13 protein-coding genes are annotated in these 11,898 nt (G+C 59.7%); 7 read left to right on the top strand and 6 right to left on the bottom strand.

The window, feature by feature from the left end:
- Positions 1-52: 52 nt before the first annotated feature.
- Positions 53-730, top strand: a complete 678-nt coding sequence (locus CGA21_RS13605; protein ID WP_110750983.1) for a TetR family transcriptional regulator — start codon at positions 53-55, stop codon at positions 728-730.
- A gap of 94 nt (positions 731-824) precedes the next feature.
- On the opposite strand, the gene CGA21_RS13600 is transcribed toward CGA21_RS13605, so the two are convergent.
- The 3 genes from CGA21_RS13600 to CGA21_RS13590 all read right to left on the bottom strand — a co-directional run bounded on the left by CGA21_RS13600 (position 825) and on the right by CGA21_RS13590 (position 3,240).
- A complete protein-coding gene (locus tag CGA21_RS13600) occupies positions 825-1,679 on the bottom strand; it encodes a shikimate dehydrogenase (protein ID WP_110750985.1) in 855 nt (284 codons plus the stop codon).
- Positions 1,676-2,125 (bottom strand): type II 3-dehydroquinate dehydratase, encoded by a 450-nt coding sequence (gene aroQ / locus CGA21_RS13595; protein WP_008066078.1) that lies wholly within the window; start codon positions 2,123-2,125, stop codon positions 1,676-1,678. The genes CGA21_RS13600 and aroQ overlap by 4 nt, the downstream gene beginning before the upstream one ends.
- Before the next feature lie 203 nt (positions 2,126-2,328).
- Complete coding sequence (locus CGA21_RS13590; protein ID WP_188264346.1) at positions 2,329-3,240, bottom strand: LysR family transcriptional regulator; 912 nt, start codon at positions 3,238-3,240, stop codon at positions 2,329-2,331.
- A gap of 105 nt (positions 3,241-3,345) precedes the next feature.
- Here CGA21_RS13590 and CGA21_RS13585 point away from each other — a divergent pair, with 105 nt between their 5' ends.
- Positions 3,346-3,552: a tautomerase family protein gene (locus CGA21_RS13585; protein ID WP_008066080.1), complete on the top strand. Its 207-nt coding sequence runs from the start codon at positions 3,346-3,348 to the stop codon at positions 3,550-3,552.
- 316 nt (positions 3,553-3,868) lie between these two features.
- On the opposite strand, the gene trmA is transcribed toward CGA21_RS13585, so the two are convergent.
- Complete coding sequence (gene trmA / locus CGA21_RS13580; RefSeq protein ID WP_110750988.1) at positions 3,869-4,948, bottom strand: tRNA (uridine(54)-C5)-methyltransferase TrmA; 1,080 nt, start codon at positions 4,946-4,948, stop codon at positions 3,869-3,871.
- Positions 4,945-6,240: an NCS2 family permease gene (locus CGA21_RS13575; RefSeq protein WP_110750990.1), complete on the bottom strand. Its 1,296-nt coding sequence runs from the start codon at positions 6,238-6,240 to the stop codon at positions 4,945-4,947. Before CGA21_RS13575 ends, trmA begins: the two co-directional genes overlap by 4 nt.
- Positions 6,241-6,460: 220 nt before the next feature.
- Between CGA21_RS13575 and CGA21_RS13570 the strand changes: the two genes are divergently transcribed.
- Both CGA21_RS13570 and CGA21_RS13565 read left to right on the top strand, forming a co-directional pair.
- On the top strand, positions 6,461-6,910 hold the full coding sequence (locus CGA21_RS13570) for a DUF4879 domain-containing protein (protein WP_110750992.1): 450 nt from the start codon (positions 6,461-6,463) through the stop codon (positions 6,908-6,910).
- Positions 6,911-6,978: 68 nt separating this feature from the next.
- On the top strand, positions 6,979-7,530 hold the full coding sequence (locus CGA21_RS13565) for a DJ-1 family glyoxalase III (protein ID WP_188264345.1): 552 nt from the start codon (positions 6,979-6,981) through the stop codon (positions 7,528-7,530).
- A 6-nt stretch (positions 7,531-7,536) separates the two neighbouring features.
- Here CGA21_RS13565 and CGA21_RS13560 read toward each other — a convergent pair whose 3' ends face one another.
- The gene (locus CGA21_RS13560) at positions 7,537-8,775 is read right to left on the bottom strand and encodes an MFS transporter (RefSeq protein ID WP_188264344.1); all 1,239 of its coding nucleotides are present in this window, start codon (positions 8,773-8,775) and stop codon (positions 7,537-7,539) included.
- Between the two features lie 400 nt (positions 8,776-9,175).
- Here CGA21_RS13560 and CGA21_RS13555 point away from each other — a divergent pair, with 400 nt between their 5' ends.
- The 3 genes from CGA21_RS13555 to CGA21_RS13545 are packed head-to-tail and all read left to right on the top strand — an operon-like array spanning position 9,176 to position 11,848.
- A complete protein-coding gene (locus tag CGA21_RS13555; protein ID WP_110750998.1) occupies positions 9,176-10,612 on the top strand; it encodes a cytochrome ubiquinol oxidase subunit I in 1,437 nt (478 codons plus the stop codon).
- 3 nt (positions 10,613-10,615) lie between these two features.
- Positions 10,616-11,623 (top strand): cytochrome d ubiquinol oxidase subunit II, encoded by a 1,008-nt coding sequence (gene cydB / locus CGA21_RS13550; protein ID WP_110751000.1) that lies wholly within the window; start codon positions 10,616-10,618, stop codon positions 11,621-11,623.
- A 57-nt stretch (positions 11,624-11,680) separates the two neighbouring features.
- A complete protein-coding gene (locus tag CGA21_RS13545) occupies positions 11,681-11,848 on the top strand; it encodes a DUF2474 domain-containing protein (RefSeq protein WP_110751002.1) in 168 nt (55 codons plus the stop codon).
- Positions 11,849-11,898 lie beyond the last annotated feature (50 nt).

Raw genomic sequence — 11,898 nt, 5'->3', positions numbered from 1 at the left:
TGCGGCGCGGCTCATAATCGCCAGCCTGTGCAGTGATGGCCGTGAGCCCGCAATGACAATGACTTCAGAACTCTCCGCAGCAACTGATCAACCGATTGCCGAGCCGCGCAAGAGTCGCAAGAACAACCCGGAGAAAACCCGGGAGAACATTTTGCAAGAAGCGATAGTCGAGTTCGTTCAGCAAGGGCTGTCCGGGGCTCGCGTCGATGCCATCGCCGAGCGCATCCACACGTCAAAGCGCATGATCTATTACTACTTCGGCAGTAAGGAACAGCTCTACGTCGAGGTGCTGGAGAAACTCTACGGCGATATCCGCAGCACCGAAAATCGCCTGCACCTGGCGGAGTTGGCTCCGGTGGAGGCGATTCGGCGTCTGGTGGAGTTCACCTTCGATCACCATGATCGCAATGTCGATTTCGTGCGTATCGTCAGCATCGAGAACATTCACAACGCCGAATTCGTGAAACGCTCCGATGCGATCAAGGCGATGAACAACACCATCCTCGATTCACTGGGCGAGATCCTGCGTCGTGGTGCCGAACAGGGGTTGTTCCGCACCGGCCTCGATCCGCTGGATGTGCATTTGCTGATCAGTTCGTTCTGCTTCTATCGCGTGTCGAACCGCCACACCTTTGGCGAGATCTTCCAGATCGACTTGCCGGACGAAAGCATTAAGCAGCGTCATCGGGAGATGATTTGCGAGTCGGTTCTGAGATACCTGCAGGCGTAATCAAGCTGGGTGAATCTCCTTTGTAGGAGCCGGCTTGCTGGCGATAGCGTCTGTATGATCGCCATCGCCGGCAAGCCGGCTCCTACAAATTGCATCATCCATTCATGCTCTGAAAGTGTTCCAGCATCCGCTGCGCATCCGGCACCACGCCGCTGAACAATTCGAACGCCTTTACCGCCTGGAACACGGCCATGTTCCCGCCATCGAGCGTACGGCAACCCAGTGCGCGGGCATTGCGCAGCAGTTCGGTTTCCAGCGGGAAGTAAACAATCTCCGCCACCCACAATTGAGCCCGAAGCAACTCGACCGGCACCGGCATGCCTGGCAGTTTTTTCATGCCCATGGGCGTGGTATTGACCAGGCCATCAGCCTCGGCCAGGGTCAGTGCCAAATCATGGCCGGCTACTGCGCGGTTACTGCCGAAATGCTGGTTGAGATTGTCAGCCAGGCTCTGCGCGCGACTGATTTCCACATCGAAAATACTCAGTTGTCGTACGCCTTCGCTCAGCAACGCGTGGGCCACGGCCGCGCCAGCGCCGCCGGCGCCCATTTGTACGACGCGCTCAACGGCAACGCCCTGCAAACCACGGCGAAAACCTTCGGCAAACCCCAGGCAATCGGTGTTGTGGCCGATGCGCTTGCCGTCCTTCAGCACCACGGTGTTCACCGCGCCAATGCCCCGGGCTTCTGGCGATAACTCGTCGAGCAGCGGGATGATCGCCTGCTTGCACGGAAAGGTGATGTTCAGGCCGGTGAAGTTCATGCGCTCGGCGGCCGTCAACAGGTCGGGCAGGGCGTTGCTGTCGAGTTGCAGCTGATCGAGGTCGATCAGTCGATAGAGATAACGCATGCCCTGGGCATCGCCCTCGTGCTCGTGCAGCGCCGGGGTACGGGACGCCTGGATACCGGCACCGATCAGTCCGGCCAATACCGTTTGGTGTTGGTTCATGCTGCTTGCCCCTTCAGACGCTGGCTGAAATGCTCCAGGGCCAGGCGATAGCCATGGCTGCCGAAGCCAGCCATTACCGCCGTGGCAATGGCCGAGACGAAGGAGTGATGACGGAAAGGCTCGCGGGCGTGAACGTTGGACAGGTGCACTTCGATCACCGGCAGTTCGCTGGCGACCAGTGCGTCGCGGATCGCCACCGAGGTGTGCGTCCAGGCGGCGGGATTGATCACGATCCCGGCACAACGGCCGCGGGCAGCATGAATCCAGTCGAGCAGTTCGCCTTCGTGGTTGGTCTGGCGAAACTCCACCGCCAGGCCGAACTCTTCGGCGGCTCGGCCGCACAGCGCGGAAACATCTGCCAGGGTTTCATGGCCATAGGTCGCCGGTTCGCGGGTGCCAAGCAGGTTCAGATTCGGGCCGTTGAGTACCAGAATGATAGGGGGCATCAGTGTTCTCCACATATTATTTTTGGCATTGGCCGACGTTTCAGCCTGTGGAGATAAAATGTACCAGATGGTTAATATGGTCAATTGGACAGCCCGCTGGTGGGCGTAATGTGTGCGGTGATCGGACAGAAAAGATCGCAGCCTGCCGTAGCTCCCCTATTTGAAACCCGTTCCCTGGAGGAGCCGCCCCAGGCTGCGATCTTTTAACGAGGCAAATGCTCGACCAGGAAATCAATGAAAGCCCGTAACCGCAGGGGCATGTGGCGACTTTGCGGGTAGAGAAGGGTAAACGGCCGCGAACGCCCCCCATAAGGTTTGAGCACTTCCACCAGCGAGCCATCGGCCAATTCCTTCTCGACGATAAAGCGATAGGTCTGAAACAACCCTGCACCATGTTTCGCCAGGGTGACGCCACCCAACACATCGTCGGAACAAACGAAGTTGCCATCGGCCAGAATCTCCCGTTGCACGCCGTTGTCGCTGAACAACCAGGCAATGCGTCGGCCACTGCTGGGCAGTTCGTACTGAATGCATTCGTGCTGTTGCAGGTCCTCGAGGGTTTGCGGCGTACCGGCACGCTTGAGGTATTCAGGGCTGGCAATCATCACCAGCGCGGCGTCTTCCAGTTGCCGGGCGATCAGGCCGGAATCGGGAATCGCGCGCACGCGAATCGCCATGTCATAGCCTTCACCAACGAAATCGATGTTGCGGTTACTGATGTGCGACTCGACCTTCACCGCCGGAAAACGCGCGCGAAAGGCAGGTAGCAACGGCAGGATACGGTGGTGGGCATAGGTGGTCGGTATACTGATGCGAAGGGTGCCTGACGGTACCTGTTGCTGGCCCATGACTTCGCGCTGGGCTTCTACCAGTTGCGCCAATGCCTGGCGGCATTCTTCGTAGTAGCGCCGACCACTGTCGGTCAGGTTGACGCTGCGAGTGGTGCGCGCAAACAGCCGCACGCCCAGGCGTTCTTCCATGCGCGACACCGATCGGCTCACCGCGGCAGGCGTGACCCCTGCCACCAGCGCTGCGGCGGTGAAGCTGCCAGCTTCGGCAGCCAGGCAAAACAGCTCGATGCTGCCCAGTTGAAGATCGTCGAATTGTCGCTGCATGATTGATTACACCGGGGATCAGATGAAGTCTGTGAATCAGTATTTATCAAATGCCCGTACGCAGATACAGTCAGCCTTACTTAATCAGCGAGCAGGAGAAGCAGCATGCCTTTTGTCAGCGTACGCATCACCCGTGACGGCGTAACCCGGGAGCAGAAAGCCCAAGTCATCGCCGAGATCACCGAGACCTTGCAGCGCGTCCTCGGCAAGCCGCCGGAGCTGACCCACATCGTGATCGAGGAAGTCGATACCGATAACTGGGGGTATAAGGGGATTACCACGACTGAGTATCGAAAAAACCTGCCGGGATGATTACAGCGAAAAACAAAAGGCCGTCTGAACGACGGCTTTTTTGTGGGTGTGATGGCAGCAATGCTTACGATTTTATCGGGGCTGTTGTGGGTACAGGGCGCTGCCGAGCGCTAGTCCAGCCGTTACCTTCCTTGCCCCTTGTCCGGCGGTAAGCTTCGAAGATGGCAGCGGCGTCTTGCTGCCCGTGGCGAATTACCCTGAGTTCGATAGTTTCGACGTAGAGGATTTCGCAGGCCACGCAAGGTCGATGTCGTCGTTTGAACAGGCACAAAAAAGCCGTCGTGATGACGGCTGATTTGTTTGTGACCTGGGGCAATCACCGGCGGGTCAACAACACCCCGGATTCCATGTGATGCGTCCACGGGAACTGGTCGAACATCGCGCATCGGGTGATGCGGTGGGTGTCGTGCAGTTGGGCGATGTTGTCCGCCAGGGTTTGCGGGTTGCAGGAAATGTACAGGATGTTGTCGAAGCGTCGGGTCAGCTCGCAGGTGTCCGGGTCCATGCCGGCACGGGGCGGGTCGACGAAGACACTGCCGAACTCATAGCTCTTGAGGTCGATGCCGTGCAGGCGGCGGAACGGTCGCACTTCATTCAGCGCTTCGGTCAGTTCTTCGGCAGACAGGCGCACCAGGGTGACGTTATCCACAGCGTTTTCGCTGAGGTTGCTCAGCGCCGCATTGACCGAGGTCTTGCTGATTTCGGTCGCCAGCACTTTGCGCACGCGGGTGGCGAGCGGCAGGGTGAAGTTGCCATTGCCGCAATACAGTTCCAGCAAATCGTCCGCGCGATCACCCAGCGCGTCGTATGCCCAGTTGAGCATCTTCTGGTTCACGGTGCCGTTTGGCTGGGTGAAGGCACCTTCGGGCTGGCGATAGCTGAAGGTGCGGCCGCCGACTTCAAGTTTCTCGACGACGTAATCGTGACCAATGACTTCGCGCTTGCCCTTCGACCGGCCAATCACGCTGACGTTGAGCTCGGCAGCCAGTTTCGAGGCCGCTGTGTGCCAATGCTCGTCCAGCGGGCGGTGGTAGCACAGGGTGATCATCGCATCGCCGGCCAGAGTGGTCAGGAACTCCACCTGAAACAGCTTGTGACTCAGGGCGGCACTGGCTTGCCACGCGGCCTTGAGCTGCGGCATCAACTGATTGATGCGTTGGCTGGCGATCGGGAATTGTTCGATCAGGATCGGTGTGCGCTTGTCTTCCTGGGAAAACATCGCGTAGTGACGCTCACCGGCTTCGCGCCACAGGCGGAACTCGGCGCGCAGGCGGAAATTCTGCAGCGGCGAGTCGAAGACGACCGGCTCCGGTGCATCGAATGGCGCCAGCAGGTCACGCAAGCGCGTGACCTTGTCTTCGAGCTGGACGGCGTAGGCCTGGGAATCAAAAGTCATGCGTTGAACCAACCGAGCTTGATCACGAACAGAATCGACAGGATCACCAGCGCCGGATTCAGCTCACGGCCCCGACCGGACATCAGCTTGATGGCGGTCCAGGCAATGAAACCGAAGGCGATGCCATTGGCAATGGAATAAGTAAACGGCATGGCCAGCGCGGTGATGACGACCGGCGCGGCGACGGTGATGTCGTCCCAGTCTATTTCGGCCAGGCCAGATGTCATCAGTACGGCGACGAACAGCAGTGCCGGTGCCGTGGCGAACGCGGGAACGCTGGCCGCCAGCGGCGAGAAGAACAGCGCCAGCAGGAACAGGATTGCCACGACGACGGCAGTCAGGCCAGTGCGGCCACCCGCACTCACGCCAGCAGCGGATTCAATGTAACTGGTCGTGGTCGAGGTGCCCAGCAGGGAGCCGGCCATCGCGGCGGTACTGTCGGCGATCAGCGCGCGGCCCATTTTCGGCATGTGGCCGTCCTTGCCCATCAACCCGGCGCGCTTGGCGACGCCGATCAGGGTGCCGGAGTTGTCGAACAGGTCGACGAACAGGAAGGCGAAGATCACGCTGACCAGACCGATGTCCAGTGCGCCCTTGATGTCCAGTTGCAGGAAAGTCGGAGCCAGCGACGGCGGCATCGACATCACGCCGCCGAACGGCGTGAAGCCCATCACGATGGACACAATGGTCACTACCAGAATGCCGATCAGCACTGCGCCACGCACCGCGAGGGCTTCAAGGGCAACGATGAGGGCGAAGCCGAGGGTGGCGAGGATCGGTGCCGGTTGTTTCAGGTCGCCAAGGCCGACCATGGTCGCCGGGTTGCTGACGACGATGCCGGCGTTGTGCAGGGCGATAAGCGCCAGGAACAGGCCGATACCGGCGGCAATGGCCGAGCGCAAAGGCAGCGGGATACTGTTGATGATCCATTCCCGGATGCGGAAGATCGACAGCAGGAAGAAACACACGGCCGAGATGAACACCGCCCCCAGCGCCACTTGCCAGGTATGGCCCATGTGCAGGACCACGGTGTAGGTGAAAAAGGCGTTCAGGCCCATGCCCGGTGCGAGTGCGATCGGGTAATTGGCGATCAGGCCCATGGTTGTGGAGCCGATGGCTGCGGCCAGACAGGTGGCGACGAACACCGCGCCCTTGTCCATGCCAGTCTCGCCGAGGATGCTCGGGTTGACGAATAGAATGTAGGCCATGGCCAAAAAGGTCGTGACGCCCGCCAGAATCTCGGTCCGCACGTTGGTGTTGTGTGCCTTGAGTTGAAACAGCCTTTCCAGCATGTCTGCTCCCCGTGGCGCGCCCGGCGCCGTGAATGTATCGACCTCAACAGCAAAGCACAGACCGCTGAACGCGCCTGGGAAATTACTGTGGGCCGGAAAAAGCCGCGCATCATACCAGCAGCTTGGGGTTATGGCTGCTTATGGCGGTGATCGTCGTCGATGTTTTGCGTTTAATCCAAACCAGCCATACTGCGCGCTGGTTTTTTGTGGTGGTAACGGGATGACAAAACGTCTGGAAATCATGTCCGGTGTCTTGCTGGTGTTGTCGCTGGTGGCACACCCCGCGACAGCGGCATCGGCGCCGCCGTTGACCGAGGTGAAGGTGCTTAAGGTCGAGTCGCCAGTCTGTGGTTTTGAGACGATTGACAAAGGGCAGGCACAGACCCGCTGCAACCACGCGGGCCCGAACATCAGGATCTACGTACTGGAAGTGGGCTACGGGCGCAGCCAGCCCCACGTCGCGCTGGATGGTTTCGAAGTGGATGGAACCCGCACACCGGTCTGTGCCTATGACAACGGCAACCTGACCGACTGCTCGCAAAGGACCAAGGTCGTCGGCAACCTGTACATTTTCAATCTGGCGGGTAAGCAGGAGGGTACGTTCACCTTCAGCAACACCTCGATCAACGCACCGGGCAACACAATGTCGACCCAGCTTTACATCAAGTAACGACAGGGGCCCGAACAAGTGTCAGGAAAGCTGACTACGCTTTAAGAACCATTCCGTGGATTGTTCCCATGACTTTTCGAGCCTTGATTACCCTCGCCGAGGGCGCTGATGACCTGCAGACAGTGACCTTGATCGATGTATTGCGCCGCGCCAAGGTCGAGGTGGTGGTCGCCAGCATCGAGGGGCGGCGCATGCTCACCTGTGCAAGAGGCACGCGTTTGACGTGCGATGCGATGCTGGTGGATTTGCTGGCCCAGCCGTTCGACCTGATCGTCCTGCCTGGCGGTGCCGTAGGGGCGCATCATCTGAGCGCCCATCAACCCCTGCAACAACTGATCAAGGACCAGGCCGCGGCGGGGCGCCTGTTCGCCGGTATTGCCGAAGCGCCTGCGGCAGTACTGCAAACCTTCGGCGTGATGCGCCAGCGACGCATGACATGCCTGCCGTCGGCCAGCCATCAACTCTCGGGTTGCACCTTCGTCGATCAACCGGTGGTGGTCGACGGCAACTGCATCACAGCCCAAGGCTCGGGTGGCGCTTTGGCATTTGCCCTGACGCTGGTGGAGCAGCTGTGCGGCAAAGCCACGCGGGCGATGGTGGCGGGGGAGTTGTTGGTGTAAAGAGCCTCAGGCCTTCACCTCTTCCACCGGAACATGCATCCGGTCGCGGTTGGCCAGGGTCGGGAATAGCTTGATCCAGGTCCCTGTCACCACCAACGTACCGATACCGCCCATGACCACTGCCGGCACGGTGCCGAACCAGTGGGCGGTCAGGCCGGATTCGAATTCGCCCAACTGGTTTGAAGCGCCGATGAACAGGCCATTCACGGCGCTCACCCGGCCGCGCATTTCGTCTGGGGTTTCCAGTTGCACGAAGGATGCGCGGATCACCATGCTGATCATGTCGGCGGCGCCCAGCACCACCAGGACGGCGAGGGAAAACCAGAACGAGGTCGACAGGCCGAAGGCGATCGTCGCCACGCCGAACACGCCCACAGCGGTGAACATTACCCGCCCGACATTGCGTTCCACCGCAAACCGCGCCAGCAACAGCGACATCAGCAACGCGCCCACCGCCGGTGCCGATCGCAACAGGCCCAACCCCCAGGGCCCGGTCAACAGAATGTCCTTGGCAAACACCGGCAGCAACGCGGTCGCACCTCCCAGCAGGACCGCGAACAGGTCAAGGGAAATGGCCCCGAGAATGTCCGGGCGACTGCGGATGAAACGGATACCTGCCAACAGTGAGTCCAAAGTGGCCTTGCCCTTGTTCAGGGGCGTTTGCCGGGCGGGCAGGTTGAGCATCAGCGCGCAGGCAATGATGTACAGGATCACCGTCGGGCCGTACACCCAGACGCTGCCGAAGGCGTAGAGCAAACCACCGAGTGCCGGGGCGACGATGGTTGCCGATTGCTGGGCCGATTGCGCGGCGGCCACGGCGCGGGGGAACAGTGCACTGGGCACGATGCTTGGCAGCAAGGCTTGAGTGGTCGGCATTTCGAAGGAACGTGCGGCGCCGAGCAGGAACGCGAGGATGAAGATCATTTCCCGGGTGACATGGTCGGTAGCGCTGCCGATCGCCAGTGACAGGGCGATCAGCGCTTGCAGCGACTGGCAGATGGCCGCGACCTTGCGTCGATCGTAGCGATCGGCGACATGCCCGGTGTGCAGCATGAATAGCACCCGCGGTGCGAACTCCACGAGCCCGACCAGGCCCAGGTCAAGTACGTTGCCGGTCAGTTGGTAGAGGTTCCAGCCAATGGCCACGGTGAGCATCTGAAAGCCGCTGGCGGTAAAGACCCGGGCTAGCCAGAAGGCGATGAAAGGGCGATGGCGACGTAACAGCAAGGGCTCTTGGCTCGGCATTTGAAGGCAAGTCTTGGAAGGGAAAAGGCGAGGTTATCACCAAGCTGTAACAGGAAGTTGCCATGGGAAAAAAATTCGTTAGCCAAGCATCGATTTCGCCAGCCGTTTGCCAACGGCTCCTTGGACATTCATTTCAATCTGTTTCTGAAGCCGTGAGGCAACTTGTCACGCGGCAAAAGACCACGCGGGTCAACCTCGCAAATGGGACTACTCTTTCATCGTTGCTTGATCCAGATCAAAACCCACAAAAGGAATTGATCCGGCGGCCGGTTGGCCAGACTCCCTGCGTTGTGATGCGTGCAAAAAAAGAACAAATAGAGATTCGCCACACTCCATATCCGTGGGGGCCGTGGGTGCAGGCTTCGAGCCCGCAGCCGTACTACCTGACAGAGGAAGACTTATGTTCGGTTTAGAGGCACTTGATCTCGCCCGAATTCAGTTCGCGTTCACTATCTCGTTCCACATCCTGTTCCCAGCCATCACCATCGGCCTGGCGAGTTACCTGGCGGTACTCGAAGGCTTGTGGCTGAAAACCCATAACGACACCTACCGCGACCTCTACCATTTCTGGTCGAAGATCTTTGCCGTCAATTTCGGCATGGGTGTGGTCTCGGGACTGGTCATGGCCTATCAGTTCGGCACCAACTGGAGCCGTTTCTCGGACTTCGCCGGCTCGGTGACCGGGCCGCTGCTGACCTATGAAGTGCTTACGGCTTTCTTCCTCGAAGCCGGATTCCTCGGCGTCATGCTGTTCGGCTGGAACAAGGTCGGGCGCGGCTTGCACTTCTTCGCCACGGTCATGGTTGCCATCGGCACGCTGATCTCGACCTTCTGGATCCTCGCCTCCAACAGCTGGATGCAGACCCCGCAGGGCTTTGAAATCGTCAATGGCCAGGTCATTCCGACCGACTGGCTGGCGGTGATCTTCAACCCGTCTTTCCCTTATCGCCTGATGCACATGGCCACGGCGGCCTTCGTTGCGACAGCATTCTTCGTCGGCTCCTCGGCGGCCTGGCACCTGTTGCGCGGCAAGGACAACCCGGCAATCCGCAAGATGCTGTCCATGGCGATGTGGATGGCACTGATCGTCGCGCCGATCCAGGCCGTTATAGGGGACTTCCATGGTCTCAACACACTGAAACATCAGCCGGCAAAAATCGCTGCGATCGAGGGGCACTGGGAGAACCACGGAAACGAGGCGACTCCGCTGATCCTGTTCGGCTGGCCGGACATGAAAGAGGAGAAAACCAAGTTCGCCGTCGAGATTCCGTACCTGGGCAGCCTGATCCTGACTCACTCGCTGGACAAGCAGGTGCCGGCGCTCAAGGAGTTTCCACCCGAGGACCGACCGAATTCGACCATCGTGTTCTGGTCGTTCCGGATCATGGTCGGCCTGGGGTTCCTGATGATCTTCACCGGTCTGTGGAGCCTGTGGTTGCGTAAACGCGACACGCTCTACACCTCGCGGCCGTTCCTTTACCTGGCGTTGTGGATGGGGCCGTCCGGCCTGATTGCGATCCTCGCGGGCTGGTTCACCACTGAAATCGGCCGTCAGCCTTGGGTCGTCTACGGATTGATGCGCACGGCGGATGCGTCGTCAAACCATAGCGTGATGCAGATGAGCATCACCCTGATCCTGTTCGTCGTGGTGTATTTCGCCCTGTTCGGTGCCGGCCTCGGCTACATGATGCGCCTGGTGCGCAAGGGGCCGAAGATCGACGAAGGCAAGGAAACCACTGAAGGTGGCCCCGGCAAGAAACGCACACCCGCCCGACCTTTGTCCGCAGCCGACGACGAGCAAGTCGACGCCGACCCCATCGTGACCAAGGAGATTTGAATCATGGGTATTGATCTTCCGCTGATCTGGGCCGTGATCATCATCTTCGGCATCATGATGTACGTGGTCATGGATGGATTTGACCTGGGCATCGGCATTCTCTTTCCGTTCATACCCGGCAAGACCGACCGCGACGTTATGATGAACACCGTGGCCCCGGTCTGGGACGGCAACGAAACCTGGCTGGTACTGGGTGGTGCGGCATTGTTCGGGGCTTTCCCGCTGGCCTATTCGGTGGTGCTCTCAGCATTGTATCTACCGCTGATTTTCATGCTGATCGGGCTGATTTTCCGCGGCGTGGCGTTCGAGTTTCGCTTCAAGGCCAAGGATGACAAGCGTCACCTGTGGGACAAGGCGTTCATCGGTGGCTCGATTGCCGCAACGTTCTTCCAGGGTGTTGCACTGGGGGCATTCATCGATGGCTTGCCGGTGGTAAACCGGCAGTTTGCCGGCGGCTCGCTGGATTGGCTGACACCCTTCACCCTGTTTTGCGGCGCTGCACTGGTGGTGGCGTATGCGCTACTGGGTTGTACCTGGCTGATCATGAAGACAGAGGGCAAGTTGCAGGAACAGATGCACGACTTGGCGCGACCCTTGGCGTTCGTGTTGTTGGCGGTGATCGGTATCGTCAGCATCTGGACCCCTCTGGCCCACGCCGAGATCGCTGCCCGCTGGTTTACCTTGCCCAACCTGTTCTGGTTCCTGCCCGTGCCGATCCTGGTACTGGTGACGCTTTATGGCCTGATCCGTGCCGTGGCCCGCAACGCGCACTACACGCCATTCCTGCTGACACTGGTGCTGATCTTTCTCGGCTACAGCGGCCTGGGGATCAGCCTGTGGCCGAACATCGTGCCGCCGTCGATCTCCATCTGGGACGCTGCGGCACCACCGCAAAGCCAAGGCTTCATGCTGGTGGGCACGTTGTTCATCATCCCGTTCATCCTGGGTTACACCTTCTGGAGCTATTACGTGTTCCGCGGCAAGGTTACCCATGAAGACGGATACCACTAGTCACGCACCCGCGTTGGCGTCGGCCACGGCGCCATCGATCGCAAGGAGATCGCAGCAATGACCGGTAAACATTCCCTGCGCGACATTGAGCAAGCCGAAAAAAAACCGCTGTGGCAGCGGCTCGGCTGGTTGGCCATGATCTGGGCTGGCAGCGTCGGTGCGCTGTTCATTGTGGCCAGCCTGATGCGGATGTTCATGAACGCCGCAGGCCTTAGCACTCACTGAAACAATCGACATCCCATCGCGCAGCCTCCAGGTTCGCAATTAAACCCTCC

The sequence above is a fragment of the Pseudomonas sp. PSB11 genome (genome assembly GCF_014596605.1).
GTDB lineage: Bacteria > Pseudomonadota > Gammaproteobacteria > Pseudomonadales > Pseudomonadaceae > Aquipseudomonas > Aquipseudomonas umsongensis.
The sequence above is the reverse complement of the archived record's forward strand: the minus strand, read 5'-3'. Positions and strand labels throughout refer to the sequence as shown.